The sequence below is a fragment of the Pseudomonas sp. Irchel s3a10 genome (genome assembly GCF_900187525.1).
Taxonomy (GTDB): domain Bacteria; phylum Pseudomonadota; class Gammaproteobacteria; order Pseudomonadales; family Pseudomonadaceae; genus Aquipseudomonas; species Aquipseudomonas koreensis_G.
In genome coordinates, this window is sequence record NZ_FYDR01000007.1 from 32,167 (window position 1) to 46,652 (window position 14,486).

At 62.5% G+C, this 14,486-nt stretch carries 9 protein-coding genes; 3 read left to right on the top strand and 6 right to left on the bottom strand.

Annotated elements, in window-relative coordinates; all coding sequences use genetic code 11:
* Nucleotides 1-43: 43 nt before the first annotated feature.
* The 5 genes from CKW11_RS20465 to CKW11_RS20485 form a co-directional block, all read right to left on the bottom strand.
* Nucleotides 44-1,018: a lysylphosphatidylglycerol synthase domain-containing protein gene (locus CKW11_RS20465; RefSeq protein WP_095139078.1), complete on the bottom strand. Its 975-nt coding sequence runs from the start codon at nt 1,016-1,018 to the stop codon at nt 44-46.
* On the bottom strand, nt 1,015-2,289 hold the full coding sequence (clsB, locus tag CKW11_RS20470; protein WP_095139080.1) for a cardiolipin synthase ClsB: 1,275 nt from the start codon (nt 2,287-2,289) through the stop codon (nt 1,015-1,017). The genes CKW11_RS20465 and clsB overlap by 4 nt, the downstream gene beginning before the upstream one ends.
* Nucleotides 2,286-3,083: an endonuclease/exonuclease/phosphatase family protein gene (locus CKW11_RS20475; protein WP_095139081.1), complete on the bottom strand. Its 798-nt coding sequence runs from the start codon at nt 3,081-3,083 to the stop codon at nt 2,286-2,288. Before CKW11_RS20475 ends, clsB begins: the two co-directional genes overlap by 4 nt.
* Nucleotides 3,080-4,006, bottom strand: coding sequence for a DUF72 domain-containing protein (locus CKW11_RS20480; protein ID WP_095139083.1), 927 nt, complete (start codon nt 4,004-4,006; stop codon nt 3,080-3,082). The genes CKW11_RS20475 and CKW11_RS20480 overlap by 4 nt, the downstream gene beginning before the upstream one ends.
* 213 nt (nt 4,007-4,219) lie before the next feature.
* Nucleotides 4,220-5,425 carry an MFS transporter gene (locus tag CKW11_RS20485; RefSeq protein ID WP_095139085.1) on the bottom strand — a complete coding sequence of 402 codons (1,206 nt, stop codon included), beginning with the start codon at nt 5,423-5,425 and terminating at the stop codon, nt 4,220-4,222.
* Between the two features lie 340 nt (nt 5,426-5,765).
* Between CKW11_RS20485 and CKW11_RS20490 the strand changes: the two genes are divergently transcribed.
* Nucleotides 5,766-7,859 (top strand): mechanosensitive ion channel family protein, encoded by a 2,094-nt coding sequence (locus CKW11_RS20490; protein WP_095139087.1) that lies wholly within the window; start codon nt 5,766-5,768, stop codon nt 7,857-7,859.
* A 125-nt stretch (nt 7,860-7,984) separates the two neighbouring features.
* On the opposite strand, the gene CKW11_RS20495 is transcribed toward CKW11_RS20490, so the two are convergent.
* On the bottom strand, nt 7,985-12,271 hold the full coding sequence (locus CKW11_RS20495) for a DEAD/DEAH box helicase (protein ID WP_095139089.1): 4,287 nt from the start codon (nt 12,269-12,271) through the stop codon (nt 7,985-7,987).
* Between the two features lie 298 nt (nt 12,272-12,569).
* Here CKW11_RS20495 and CKW11_RS20500 point away from each other — a divergent pair, with 298 nt between their 5' ends.
* Nucleotides 12,570-13,454 (top strand): sugar nucleotide-binding protein, encoded by an 885-nt coding sequence (locus CKW11_RS20500; protein ID WP_095139091.1) that lies wholly within the window; start codon nt 12,570-12,572, stop codon nt 13,452-13,454.
* The gene (locus CKW11_RS20505) at nt 13,447-14,376 is read left to right on the top strand and encodes an NAD-dependent epimerase/dehydratase family protein (RefSeq protein ID WP_095139093.1); all 930 of its coding nucleotides are present in this window, start codon (nt 13,447-13,449) and stop codon (nt 14,374-14,376) included. The genes CKW11_RS20500 and CKW11_RS20505 overlap by 8 nt, the downstream gene beginning before the upstream one ends.
* Nucleotides 14,377-14,486: the final 110 nt, after the last annotated feature.

The window sequence follows — 14,486 nt, forward strand, 5'->3', positions numbered from 1 at the left end:
AGCGGGCTTGCTCGCGAAGGGGCCATCAGCCATAACCAAAAACTCAGGAGGGCGTCTTCTCGATTCGCAACGCCTTGGCCTTGGCCTCGACCAGCAGATACATCACCACCGTAATCAACAACGGCAGCAGAAAATAAATCGCCCGATACGCCAGTAACCCCGCCACCAGACTGCCCCGCGAAGCCTCGTGCTGCAGCAGCGCGACGAACACCGCTTCCAGCACCCCGAGCCCCGCCGGAATGTGGGTGATGACCCCGGCAATCGCGCTGATCAGCAGCACGCCGAGCACCAGCGGGTAATCCAGTTTGCTCGGCAGCAGAGTGAAAATCACCGCCGCCATCAACGACCAGTTCAGCGCACCGAGCAGCAATTGCAGGGCGGCCATGCGCAGGGATGGCAGGTTGATTTCCACCCCGCGAATCGACCACTCGCGGCGCTTGGAAAACTGGCAAGCGGCGAGGTAACCGGCACTCACCAGCAACAGCAACACACCGATTCCCTGCAATGCGCCACTGCTGATTTTCCAGCCCGGCGGCATGCTCACCAGGCCGCTGCTGAACACCACGCCGGCAATCGTCATGTAGCCGAACCAGTTGGTGGCCAGGCTCAGGCCGAGAATCTTGGCGATGTTGCTTTTGCTCACCCCCAGGCGCGAATACAGCCGATAGCGCATGGCAATCCCGCCGACCCAGGCGCTGAGATTGAGGTTGAACGCATAGCTGATGATCCCCACCGGAAGGATCTGTTTCCAGGTCAGGTCCTGGCGAATGTAGGTGCGGCCGATCAGGTCGAAACTGGCGTACGTGAGAAAGCTCAACAAGGTCAGGCTGGCGGCGATGATCAGGGTGCGCACCTTGAAGTCGGCCAGGGTTTGCAGGACTTCCGCCCATTCGATACGAGTGGCGAACATCGTCAGCAACACGATCAACGCAAGGAAAAACAGCAGCGTCAGCGGACGTTTCCAGCGACTCCATCGAGAGTGAGTCGCTGGCGCCGAGTGTGCGTGGGAGTGGCTCATGACGTGCGCCCTCGAAACGGCTTGAGCCGCGGTTTATGCGCCGGCAGCCAACCGGCCATCGCCGGAAAATGCCGCAGGAAGTGGAACACCAGAAACCCTACGGTCATGTGCCAGATCCGTCCACGCGGCGAAAGGCTGGCGTCCATCGCCTTGCAGTGGTTCTGGCTCAGGTCTTCGAGGCGCTGGAACAGATGCTGATTGAACGCGCGATCACGGATCAGCACGTTGGCTTCCAGATTCAGTGACAGGCTCAACGGGTCAAGATTGCTCGAGCCGACGGTGCTCCATTCCTCATCCACCAATGCGACTTTACCGTGCAGCGGGCGCTGGCAATATTCGTGGATCTGCACGCCGGCCTTGAGCAGGTAGTCGTAGGTCATGCGCGCGGCCAGTTTCGCCACCAGCATGTCCGGCTGGCCTTGCAGGATCAGTCGCACCTCGACGCCACGGCGCGCGGCATTGCGGATCTCGCGCAGCAGGCGGTAGCCGGGGAAGAAGTAGGCGTTGGCGATTACCACCCGGTGTTTGGCCCGGCGCAATGCGTGCAAGTACACGTCCTCGATATCGGTGTGGTGCTGATCGTTGTCACGAAACACCAGACGCACCTGACCGTCGTGGTCGCTGAAAGCCATGTCTGCCCGGCGCTGGCGCCGACGCTGCCACCAGAAGCGTGCGCGCCCCGGGCGACCACTTTGCAGCAGGGCGAAGTGATGAATGTCAGCGACCGCCGGCCCTTGAACCTGCACCGCGTAATCCTGTTTTGCTTCAGGGCCGAAATCGGCCAGGTGATCGCCGGAGAAATTGATCCCGCCAATGAACGCGATCAGTCCGTCGACCACCACGATCTTGCGGTGCAGACGGCGGAACCAGTTGGTGCGAAAACCCAAGTGTTTGGGCGCCGGGTCAAATATCTGCAGGTGCACGCCGGCGTCGCTCAGTGCCGCGAGATAAGCGGTGGTCAACTCACCACAACCAAAACCGTCAAGGCTGACGGTGGTGCGCACGCCACGCCGAGCGGCGTCGATCAAAATCTGCTGCAACTCTGCGCCGACCTTGTCTTCGAAAACGATGAAGGTCTCCAGCAGAATTTCACTCTTCGCCGCACGCATGGCGTCGAACACCCGGGGGAAATACTCCTCGCCGTTTTCCAGTAACTCGACGCGGTTATTACCTTGCCAGCCGTACTCGACATCGACATGCCCGGGCTCGCGTACCGGCGGGTTGATGCTGATCGGTTCCACGGCGGATTTCTCCAGCGGTGCGCTGCTCATAGTTCGATCTCCACCGATAACGGGACGTGGTCGGAAAGGTGTGACCAGGGTCGGTTGGCCAGGACTTTCGGTTGGCTGGCCTTGAGGTTGCGTACATAAATACGATCGAGCCGCAGCGTCGGCAGACGCGCCGGAAAGCTGCGCGCCGGTTTGCCGTGATGCTCGGCGAACACCTCGCGCAGGCCGCAGGGTTCAAGCAACGCGTCGGCGCGCTGGCGCCAGTCGTTGAAGTCACCGGCGACGATCACCGGCGCGTTATCCGGCAGCTCCGCCAAACGCTCGCCGAGCAGTTTCAATTGCGCATTGCGATGGCTTTCGCGCAGGCCCAGATGTACGCAGATCGCATGCACTTCGACGCCATCGCCCGGCATGCGCAGCACGCAATGCAGCAGGCCACGGTTCTCGTGGCCGCTGATCGAAACGTCGAGGTTGTCGTGGCGGATGATCTGGAATTTCGACAGCAACGCGTTGCCGTGATCGCCCTCCGGGTACACCGCGTTGCGTCCGTAGGCGAATTGCGGCCACAGGCTGTCGGCGAGGAACTCGTACTGCGGCATCGTCGGCCAGTTGCTGTAGCGCTTGGGATGATGTTCGTGGGTGCCGTGAACTTCCTGCAGGAACACCACGTCGGCGGCCACGCTGCGCACCGCTTCGCGCAACTCCGGGAGGATGAAACGTCGATTGAGGGCGGTGAAGCCTTTGTGCGTGTTGACCGTCAGTACGGTGAAACGGCGCACCGACACTTCAACGCTGGTCTGCTCGTCGGTGAACCCGACCGGCTCTGGAATACTCATGCCAGCACCCCTTCGGCAGCCGGTTCGCCGGGGGTGGTGGCGAGCGTTTTATCCAGCTCGAATCGGTGAAGCAAACTGCGCGCGTCGTAGGGCGCGCGGACTTTGATGTCGTTGTCGAAGTAGCAGAACACTTCGCGGGATTTACGTGCCCGAGGCTTGAGGCGCGGCGCGATCAGGTGCGCATCGCCGGGTTGCCGGCCGTGATGCCAGGCGTCTATGCGTTCGGCCCAGTTGTTCAACGCGGCGTCGGTGTAACCGCTGGCATAAAGCTCCTCGGCACCGTGCAGGCGCAGGTAGACAAATTCACTGGTGAGGTCTTCACGGTACGGCCATTTGCCGGCGGTGTCGGCGATCACCAGAGCGGTGTTGTAGCGTTTCAACAGCCGCACAAAGTCGGGATCGATGAAGGTGTCATTGCGCACTTCCACGGCATGGCGCAGCGGTTTTTTGCGCCAGGCTTTGAGGCTGGCGTGGCCGTGCAGATGCGAGTCGTGCTGGCGGGCGAGGGCGGCGGCCGCTTCAGTGTCGTGGGGTAATTGAGCGAGAAAGTGCTCGAAACGCTCGGGGTTGAATTTGAAGTTCGGCGGAAACTGCCAGAGGATTGGCCCGAGCTTTCCCTTGAGCTCCAACACCCCGGAGGCGAAGAAATTCGCCAGCGGCTTTTCGATCTCGCGCAAGCGCCGGACGTGGGTGATGAAGCGTGGCGCCTTGACGCTGAACACGAAGTCGTCGGGCGTTTCGCTGTACCACTGGGCATAACGTTCGGGCCGTTGCAGGGCGTAGAACGATCCATTGATTTCGATACTGTTGACCGCCCGCGAAGCGAACTGCAATTCGCGTTTCTGCGCCAGTCCTTTCGGGTAGAAATCCCCGCGCCACGGAGCGTAGCGCCAGCCGGAAATACCGATGTGAATCGTTGCCATGCCGCCCTCCCGTTGTCAGTCCTCGTACAGCCTGTGTCTGTTGATGACTGTGGGTGGTTCGGGAAAGTTTCGGTGGCGTTACGGACGGTACATCCCTGAGAGCAACACAAAGCTAATGTGGGAGGGGGCTTGCTCCCGAAGGCGGTCGTTCAGTCAACATCAATGGCGACTGATACACCGACTTCGGGAGCAAGCCCCCTCCCACAGGGTTACTCAGTGGCCCGTGAATACTCGGCCTTGAGCCGGTTCGGCATAGGCCGGACCGAGGCGATCCAGTCGCCCGCTCCACGCGGTCAGCGCCAGCGCCAGCAACACCACCAACCCACCGATCCACGCCGTGTGAATCAGGCCCAGATGTTCGACGATCAACCCGCCGCCCCACGCACCACCGGCAATCCCGAGGTTGAACGCAGCAATGTTCAGCCCCGATGCCACATCCACCGCCTGTGGCGTGTGATGTTCAGCCTGGCGCACCACATACACCTGCAACCCCGGCACGTTGCCGAACGCCACCGCGCCCCACACCAGTACCGTGGCCAGCGCCAGCCATGGATTGGCGGCGGTGAAGGTCAGCACGAACAACACGGCCGCGAGCAGGGCGAAGATGATTTTCAGGGCGCTGATCGGCCCGCGTTTGTCCGCCAGTTTGCCGCCCCAGATGTTGCCGACCGCCACCGACACGCCGTACACCAGCAACACCAGGCTGACGGTGCCGGCGCTGAAACCGGAGAGGTCCTGCAGGATCGGCGCGAGGAAGGTGAAGGCAATGAACGAGCCGCCGTAACCGATTGCGGTCATCGCGTACACCAGCAGCAGACGCGGTTGTTTCAGCACTTGCAGTTGCTGCAGCAAGGACGCCGGTTTGCTGTGGGCGATGTTGTTCGGCACATACAGCAGGCTGCCGATGAAGGCGATCACACCCAGCGCCGAGACGGCGAGGAAGGTTTCGCGCCAGCCGAAATGCTGACCGATGAACGTGCCCAGCGGCACGCCTGTGACCAAGGCCACGGTGAGGCCGGTGAACATGATCGCGATCGCGCTGGCGGCTTTTTCCTTGGGCACCAGACTGGTGGCGATGGTCGAGCCGATGGAGAAGAACACCCCATGTGCCAGACCGGTGACGATCCGCGCCAGCACCAGCGATTCATAACTCGGCGCCATCCAGGCCAACAGGTTGCCCAGGGTGAACAGCACCATCAGCGACAGCAGCAACAGTTTGCGCGGGACTTTGCCGGTGAGGGCGGTCAGCACCGGCGCGCCAATGGCAACGCCCAGTGCATACAGACTGACCAGCAGCCCGGCGGACGGCAGGCTGACGCCGAGATCGGCGCCGATGGTGGGCAACAGGCCAACGATGACGAACTCGGTCGTCCCGATGGCGAATGCGCTGAGGGTCAGCGCGAGCAAGGCGATGGGCATGACTGCACTCCGGTAGAGGTTGAATGGAGCGCAGTGTCGGGGTTTGGGTTTTGCGGAAAAATACAGGGTTGGGCATTTGATATTTGCTGCTGACGCAAATATCCACGGAGTGCTGTGAATTCTGTGGTGAGGGGATTTATCCCCGATGGGTTGCGAAGCAACCCCAAACGGTTCCAAAGGGAATGAAAGCAGATGTCTACGACTGCTGCGCAGCCGATCGGGGATGAATCCCCTCACCACAAGGAATGCGGTGAGCACTCGGGTTATTCAGGCAAAAACCGAACTTGTCCGCCATTCACCGATCAGTTCCTTACAGGTTCAGCCAACGGAGAACGGAGTTTTGATCAAGTTCAGGATCGCCATTGTGCTGGGAGCGCTGCTGTTTCTCGGCACCAGCGAACTCGAAGCCGCCACGCTGCCGGGCGTTCCGGCCGCTGCTGAAGAGGCGGCCAAACCCGAGCCCATCGTGCAGGGCGGTCTGCTCGGTGCAATCAGTTCGAGTATCGACGATGTACAAGACAAACTCGATCTCAACGAGCATCTGGTCGACGCCTGGCGTCTGCGTGCCGACCGTGCGGCGGACGAAGTCGACAAACTGGTCAACCAGCCGTCGAACCGATCCGGCTGGAGCGTCGCCGGAGATTTCCTGATGCTGTCCGGCGTGTGGCTTGGCGCCTTCGCGTTGCTTACGGTGCTCGGCAGCCTGCTGGCCAAGCGGCTGAGTCAGGGCCGTTGGCTGCGTACACGCCAACGCAGTCAGGATCTGGCGGGTTACCTGCTGCCGTACACCGTGCCGGCGCTGATCTGCCTGCCGCTGACGCTGTACGTCAGCCACTTTCTGCAAGCCTCGGTGGGTCGGGCGCTGGCGTTGTGTCTGGCGTATGCCACCAGCAGCGGGATTTTCTCCACCTCGATGCTGTTGTGCGTGGTGGTGATGTTCAACGTCGGCCACAAACGACCGGCCGCTCGGATCATCCGCGACTACTGCCCGAAACCGCTGTTCCTGATCGGCTTTCTCGCCGCCCTCAGTGATGCGTTGACCAGCCCACAGATCGCCCGTCAGTTGGGCGGCAATATCACCAGCAGCGTCGCGGTGTTTACCGGGCTGATCGCCTCGATCATCTTCGGTCTGCTGGTGATTCGCCTGCGTCGGCCAGTGGCGCATCTGATTCGTAACCGACCGCTGGCGCAACGTCTGAAACAGCCGTCGCTGCAGGAGTCGCTGCGGATTTTTTCCGGGCTCTGGTACTGGCCGATCGTGCTGATGGTGCTGGTTTCGGCGGTCAATCTGATCGGCATCGGCGAGGACAATCAAAAGGCCCTGCGCTGTGCGCTGTTCACCACGGTGCTGCTGATCGGCACGGTGTTCCTCAGCACCATCCTCCAGCACCTGTTCAAGTCGCGAAAGGCCGAAGCGATCCAGCGCAGCAGCGCCTACAAGGAACGCTTTCTCAGCCTGTTGCACGCGTTGCTGCGGATTGTCATTGCGATTGCCTTCATCGATATTCTCGGGCGGATCTGGGGCGTTTCACTGCTCGATTTCGCCCAGAGCAGCACGATCGGCCGGGCGATCAGCAACGCGTTGAGCAGCATCGGTCTGATCTTCCTCGTCACGTGGCTGTTGTGGGTGGTGCTCGACACGGCGATTCAGGAAGCGTTGAAGCCACCGGTCAGCAAACGCTCGTCGCGCCAGCCCAGCACCCGGGTGAAAACCATCCTGCCGCTGCTGCGCAACGCGATCAAAATCATCCTGGTGGTGATCTGCGCGATCACCACCATGGCCAACCTCGGCATCAACGTTGCGCCACTCTTGGCCGGTGCCGGGGTGGTCGGTCTCGCGATCGGTTTCGGTTCGCAGCAACTGGTGCAGGACGTGATCACCGGTTTGTTCATCATCATCGAAGACACCCTGTCGATCGGCGACTGGGTGGTGCTCGACTCCGGGCACGCCGGCACCGTAGAAGGCCTGACCATACGCACCCTGCGTCTGCGTGACGGCAAAGGGTTTGTGCATTCGGTGCCGTTCGGCCAGATCAAGGCAGTGACCAATCAATCACGCCAGTTTGCCTACGCGTTTTTCTCGGTGCAGTTCACCTACGACACCGATGTCGACAAGGCCATCGAGCTGATCCGCGAGACTGGCGATTCGATCCGCGAAGACCCGTTCCTCAAGTACAACCTGCAAGGGCCGCTGGATGTGTTCGGGGTGGACCGGATGGACTTGAACGGCGTGGTGCTGACCGCGCAATTCCGGACCGTGTCGGGCGGGCAATATGCGGTGAGCCGGGCGTTCAACCAGCGTTTGAAAAAGCTTGTGGATAACAGTCCCGAGGTGCATTTCGCGCAGACTTATCCACAGCAGGTTTTGTTGCCCAAGCGGCAGGGTGAGGGGGAGTTGGTGGCGAGCGAGGTGCCGCATAAGTCGAGTACTTGATTGCCGATTTTGCAGCGGGATTGCCGGCCTCTTCGCGAGCAAGCCCGCTCCCACATTGAATGTGTGAACGCCGCAGATCCCCTGTGGGAGCGAGCTTGCTCGCGAAAGGGCCGGAACTGTCGATATCAATGCCGGATCAGCTTGCTACGCACCTGCTCCATGGCCACCTGATCCAGCTCAGTCCAGAAAACCTGCTTGCCAGCAATCTCGGCAGCAACCGGCACCCCATCGCGATATACCAGCCGATTACTCGCCAACGCCGGCACTTTTGCCCCTGGCAACAACGTTCCGGCCAGATTCAGCGGATCCACCCCGCACACCGCGATCAAATTGCCGTCATGCGCCCGCCGCCGAACCTCCCGCAACAAAGGAATCGCCTCCGGCAAGGCAAACTGTTCCCCCGCCAGACCACTGACAAACCGTCCGCCGCGAATCTCGCCACGGGCCTCCAGCCGATGAAATGTGCGCAGCAATTCGCGCCAGCTCGGCAGCCAATCCGCCTCGCGCTCCAGCAGACGCCAGAACACCACGCCGTAGCGGCGCAGCAACGTCATCGCAATGTGTTCCAGCGTCTCGCTGTTGTCCACAGCCGCCCCGCGCCGCAACAATGCCCAGCGCCCGGCATCGTCCATGCCGCCGATAAACGCTCCACGTCCGCGACGACTGCTGCGTTGCTGGCGCTTGCTCGCCGGGGTAATCAGGGCGCGCAAACCGGCGAAGCTGTCAGCGTTCACCAGGCCAGCGCCAACCAGTTCCTGCAAGGCGATTTCCAGCTCGGTGCGCAGCAGGTGCGCCTCGTGAATCAACTCATCGAAAAACAGCGCGCCCTGCTGACTCAGCGCCTCATGGACCTTTTGCGTTTTTGGCGACAGTTCACAGACCGGCGTCTGTTCGGCCAGCGCACTCCACAACCCGACCTGACTGCGCGGCAACAGCACAATCGGCGTACTGCGCAACGCTGTGCCGCTGACTTTCTGCCGGGCACTGAGCCGCGTCCACACCAGTTTGCCGTTGCGGCACAGGTCATCCAGCCAGCTCGGCGAGTAGTCTTTCAGGCGCGCCGGGAGAATGTCGCTGTCCCACGCCGAAGCCGCTGCCGGGTAACCTTCGAACTGGCCGACAATTGCCGGCAACACCGCGCTGCCCTGACCGCGCGTAGCGGGGGACAGGTGCTGCCAGTCGAACAGAAAACGCATGAAATCCTGCAACGCCACCGGCTCGATTTCCCGGCGCAGACGTTTGACCGTATAGCGATGAATGCGCGCCAGCAGATGCCGCTCGCACCATTCCTCAACAGCTAGACCCGGGGTGAAATGACCGCGCAACACATAGCCTTCGCGCTCCAGTTGCGCGAGGGCTTGTGCGACTTGTGCAGTGGGCAAGGCCAGCGGTTCGACAATCGCCGGTAGCGGCAGCGGGCCGAACGCACCGAGCCGTGCTCGGATCACTTCGACCAACGCTTGCTCGAACGTCCACGACTCGTTGAAACCGGGCAAGGCTTGCTGCTGCGGTTGCAGCGTGGCATGTGGATAAAGCGCCACCAGGCACGTCAAGCGTTCACGTGGCAACCACAACGAATGTTGAGGATTAATCATCAGGCGGCAGGCGCGACCGCTCGCAGTCAGCGCGTCAAGCCATTCGCGCCAGTGTTCGCCAGCCTGAACTTCAAGGTCGCTGATGCACGCCAGGCTCATCAGCGCCTCGTGCATTTCATCGACGTTGGCCGGCGTCGGCCACGCTTCCTCGCGCACCGCGTTGATGGCGTCGGCGTCCAGCGCTCCGAGATCGTCGGTGGACTGCGGATCGCTCCAGCGCCGGTTGAGCACCGCTTGGGTGCGGCGTTCCTCCAACGGTGCATCGTCGAGAAAGGCGTACGGCCGCGCGCTGAGAATTTCTGCCGCCAGCGGTGACGGAGCCGGCAGATCGCGGCTGATCAACCGCACCTCGCCGCGCTCCATGCGCCGCAGCAGGTTGAGCCAGCCGTCGCTGTCCATGGCCTCGTGCAGGCAGTCGTCGAGGGTTTGTTCCACCAGCGGATGTTCAGGGACTTCCCGCTCGCCGGCGAGGTTTTCCAGGCAGGCAATCTGATCGGGGAACACGCTGGCAATCAGGTCTTCGCTTTTCATCCGCTGCAACTGCGGCGCAACTTTGCGCCCGCCGGTAAAACGCGGCAACGCCAGCGCCACCCCGGCATTCCAGCGCCAGCGCACGCCGAACAACGGCGCGTCGAGAATTGCCTGAATCAGGATGTGCTCGGCGCTGTTGCTGTGCAGGTACCGCCAGACATCATCCAGTTCGAAACTGTGGCTGGTGGACAGCGACAACACGATCGCATCCTCACTGGCGGCAGCCTGCAGTTCGAAGTTGAAGGTGCGGCAGAAACGCTTGCGCAGGGCCAGGCCCCAGGCGCGGTTGATGCGGCTGCCGAACGGTGAATGGATGATCAACTGGGTGCCGCCGGACTCGTCGAAAAACCGTTCCATCAACAGCGTGTCCTGCGAGGGCAGGGCGCCGAGGGTCAGGCGAGCGCGGGCGAGATAGTCCACCAGTTGTTCGGCGCTGGCGCGGTTCAGGCCGAGGGTTGCGGTCAGCCAGTCGAGCGCCGGTTGCAGATCGCCGGGGCTGGCTGCGAGCAGTTCGTCGAGGGTCGCTTGCAGGCGCGCCACCGCCGCAGACAATTCATCGCTGCGCCCCGGGGCTTCGCCGAGCCAGAACGGAATGGTCGGCGGCTGGCCTTGTGCATCTTCGACCCGCACCTTGCCGGTTTCCACCCGCAGGATTCGGTAGGAGGTGTTGCCGAGCTGGAACACATCACCCGCGATGCTCTCCACGGCAAAGTCTTCGTTGACGCTGCCGATGCTTAGACCCTGCGGTTCCAGCAGCACGCTGTAGTCGGCGTTGTCGGGGATGGTGCCGCCGCTGGTCACGGCGGTCAGTTGCGCGCCGCGACGGCCGCGCAGAGTGCGGCTGACGGCGTCGCGGTGCAGGTAAGCGCTGCGGATGCCCTGACGACCGTTATAGCCTTCAGCGAGCATCGCCAGCAGCGCCTGATAGTGTTTTTCGTCGAGATCGCGGTAGGGCGAGGCTTTGCGGAACAGTGCCAGCAGCGCATCTTCCGCCCATTCCCGGCAACTGACTTCGGCGATGATCTGCTGCGCCAGTACATCCAGCGGCGCTTGGGGAATGTGCAGGGTGTCGAGTTCGCCACGGCGCACGCAGTCGAGCAGGGCGGTGCATTCGATCAGGTCGTCGCGAGTAGTGGCGAACAAGCGGCCCTTGGGCGTACCGCCGACCTGGTGCCCGGAGCGCCCGACTCTTTGCAGAAACCCGGCAATCGAACGCGGCGAGGCGATCTGACAGACCAGATCGACTTCACCGATATCGATGCCCAATTCCAGTGAGGCCGTGGCGATCAGCACTTGCAGTTCGCCGCGCTTGAGCCGCTGTTCGGCGTCGAGGCGGAATTCCTTGGCCAGACTGCCGTGGTGCGCGGCCACTGCGTGCTTGCCGAGGCGCTCGCTGAGGTGGCGGCTAAGGCGTTCGGCCAGGCGTCGGGTATTGACGAAAATCAGCGTGGTGCGGTGCTCGCGGGCCAGTTCGGCGAGGCGGTCGTAGACCAGTTCCCAGACATCGTTGGCCATCACTGCCGACAACGGCACCGGAGGCACTTCGATGCCCAGATCCCGTGGCCGGGCGTGGCCGATGTCGATGATCTCGCACGGGCGATCAGTGCCGACCAGAAACCGCGCCACGGCGTCGATCGGCTTTTGTGTGGCGGACAAGCCGATGCGGGTCAAGGGTCCGGCACACAGCGCCTGCAGGCGTTCGAGGCTCAGCGCCAGGTGACTGCCGCGTTTGCCGGCAGCGATGGCGTGGATCTCGTCGATGATCACCGTGCGTGTGTTGCCGAGCATTTTGCGCCCGGACTCGGAGCCGAGCAGCACGTACAGCGATTCCGGGGTGGTCACCAGAATGTGCGGCGCACTTTTGCGCATGGCAGCACGGTCTTTTTGCGGGGTGTCGCCGGTGCGCACTGCCGTGGTGATCTGCAATTCGGGCAGGCCCATCTGGCGCAGCTGCTCGGTGATTCCGGCCAGCGGAGTTTGCAGGTTGATGCGGATGTCGTTGGACAGCGCCTTGAGCGGCGAAACGTAAACCACCAGGGTTTCGTCGGGCAGGCCTGCGGGGTTTTCCAGGCCACGGTGGACGAGGTCGTCAAGCACGGCGAGGAATGCGGTGAGGGTTTTGCCGGAGCCGGTGGGCGCGGCGATCAGCGTCGAGCGGCGCTGGCGGATCAACGGCCATGCGCGGGCCTGGGCGGCGGTGACCGTCGGGAAGGTGCTGCTGAACCAGGCGCTGACGGCGGGGTGAAAGCCTGCCAGGGCGGCGTCCTTGGGGATGGGCAGATTCATGGCTCAAGTTATGCGGGTGGGGGCGGCAAGATGCAAGTACCGCTCGGGATCTCCAGTGGTTGACAGGGCTTCATCGCGAGCAGGCTCACTCCTACAGGGGAATGCGGTCAACTGTAGGAGTGAGCCTGCTCGCGATGGAGCCCGTTGATTCAGCACAATTCCCGGCGATCTATACTTTACGGGTGACGGTTGCGCACTAAACCCGCAAAATGCAACGATTCCGGCAATTATCGACGACGGGTGTCACAAGCACCGTCGCTAAAGCCATCGTTCCAATCAGACTGGGCCTGCTGACTCTATGCGAATGCGCCTTATGTTACTGGGCGGCGGAAATGCCCTTGGGCAGGCGCTGATTCGCCTCGGTGCGGAGGAAGACATCGGTTTCCTCGCCCCCCGCCCGCCAGAAGACGGCTGGGATGCCGCGAGCCTGACGCAACTGCTCGACGATACCCGTCCGGATGCGTTGATCAACCTCGCCTACTATTTCGACTGGTTCCAGGCCGAGACCGTCAGCGAAACCCGACTGGCCGGGCAAGAACGCGCCATCGAGCGGTTGGCCGAGCTGTGCCAGCACCACAACATCATCCTCGTGCAGCCTTCCAGCTATCGGGTGTTCGACGGTTCGCGGGCGACCGCCTACAGCGAAAAGGACGAGCCGGTGCCGCTGGGACTGCGCGGGCAGGCGCTGTGGCGCATCGAACAAAGTGTCCGCGCCACTTGCCCGCAACACGTGTTGTTGCGCTTCGGCTGGCTGCTCGATGACAGCCCTGAAGGCACCCTCGGGCGCTTCCTCGCCCGCGCCGAACAACCGGACGAATTGCTCATGGCCGATGACCGCCGGGGCAATCCGACTCCGGTCGATGACGCGGCACGGGTGATCATTTCGGTGCTCAAGCAGCTCGATTGCGCGGCGCCGCTGTGGGGCACTTACCATTACGCCGGCCACGAGGCGACCACGCCGCTGGCGCTCGGTCAGGCGATTCTGACCGAGGCGCGCGGCCTGCATCAGTTGGCAATCGAAGCACCGACCGCTCAGGCCCACGCCGCGCGGCCGGACGCCGCCGAGGAACCACAACACACGGTGCTCGCCTGCAAGAAAATTCTGCACACTTTCGGGATCAAGCCCCGCGCCTGGCGCGCCGCACTCCCGGCTTTACTGGATAGGTTTTATCGTCATGGCTGAAGGCCCTGTTTTAATCACCGGCGGCGCCGGTTTCATCGGCTCGCACCTGACGGATGCGTTGCTCACTACGGGCCACTCGGTGCGGATTCTCGATGATCTGTCGACCGGCAAACGTGCCAACCTGCCGCTGGACAACCCGCAGGTCGAACTGATCGTCGGTGACGTCGCCGATGCCGCGCTGGTCGCGCAGGCCATGCACGGCTGCAGCGCCGTCGCCCACCTGGCCGCGGTGGCCTCGGTGCAGGCGTCGGTGGACGATCCGGTGAAGACGCATCAAAGCAATTTCATCGGCACCCTGAATGTCTGCGAAGCCATGCGCCAGGCCGGGGTCAAGCGTGTGCTCTACGCGTCGAGCGCAGCGGTGTACGGCAACAACGGTGAAGGCGAGTCGATCGACGAAGACACACCAAAAGCCCCGCTGACCCCGTATGCCTCGGACAAACTGGCCGGCGAGCACTACTTCGATTTCTACCGTCGCCAGCATGGCCTGGAGCCGGTGATCTTCCGCTTCTTCAACATCTTCGGCCCACGCCAGGATCCGTCCTCGCCGTACTCCGGGGTCATCAGCATTTTCAGCGAGCGGGCGCAGAAAGGCCTGCCGATCACCGTGTTCGGCGATGGCGAGCAAACCCGAGATTTCCTCTATGTCGAGGATCTGGTCGATGTGCTGGTGCAGGCAATCGACAAGCCAGAAGTGGAGGTCGGCGCGATGAACGTCGGCTGGAACCAGGCGATGAACCTCAAGCAGATGCTGCAAGCGCTGGAGGAAGTGGTCGGCGAGCTGCCGCCGGTCAGCTACGGCCCGGCGCGCTCCGGCGACATCCGTCATTCGCGGGCGAACAACGCGCGTTTGCTGCAACGCTTCAAGCTGCCAGAGCCGACGCCGATGCGCGTGGGGCTGGCGCGGTTGCTGGGACGCTAAATCGAAAAAACAAAAAAGGCGCCTTTGCAGGCGCCTTTTTTGTGGGCGGGGTATCGCTTTGACGCTCGGTGCAATCCCTGTGGCGAGGGAGCTTGCTCCCGCTCGACTGC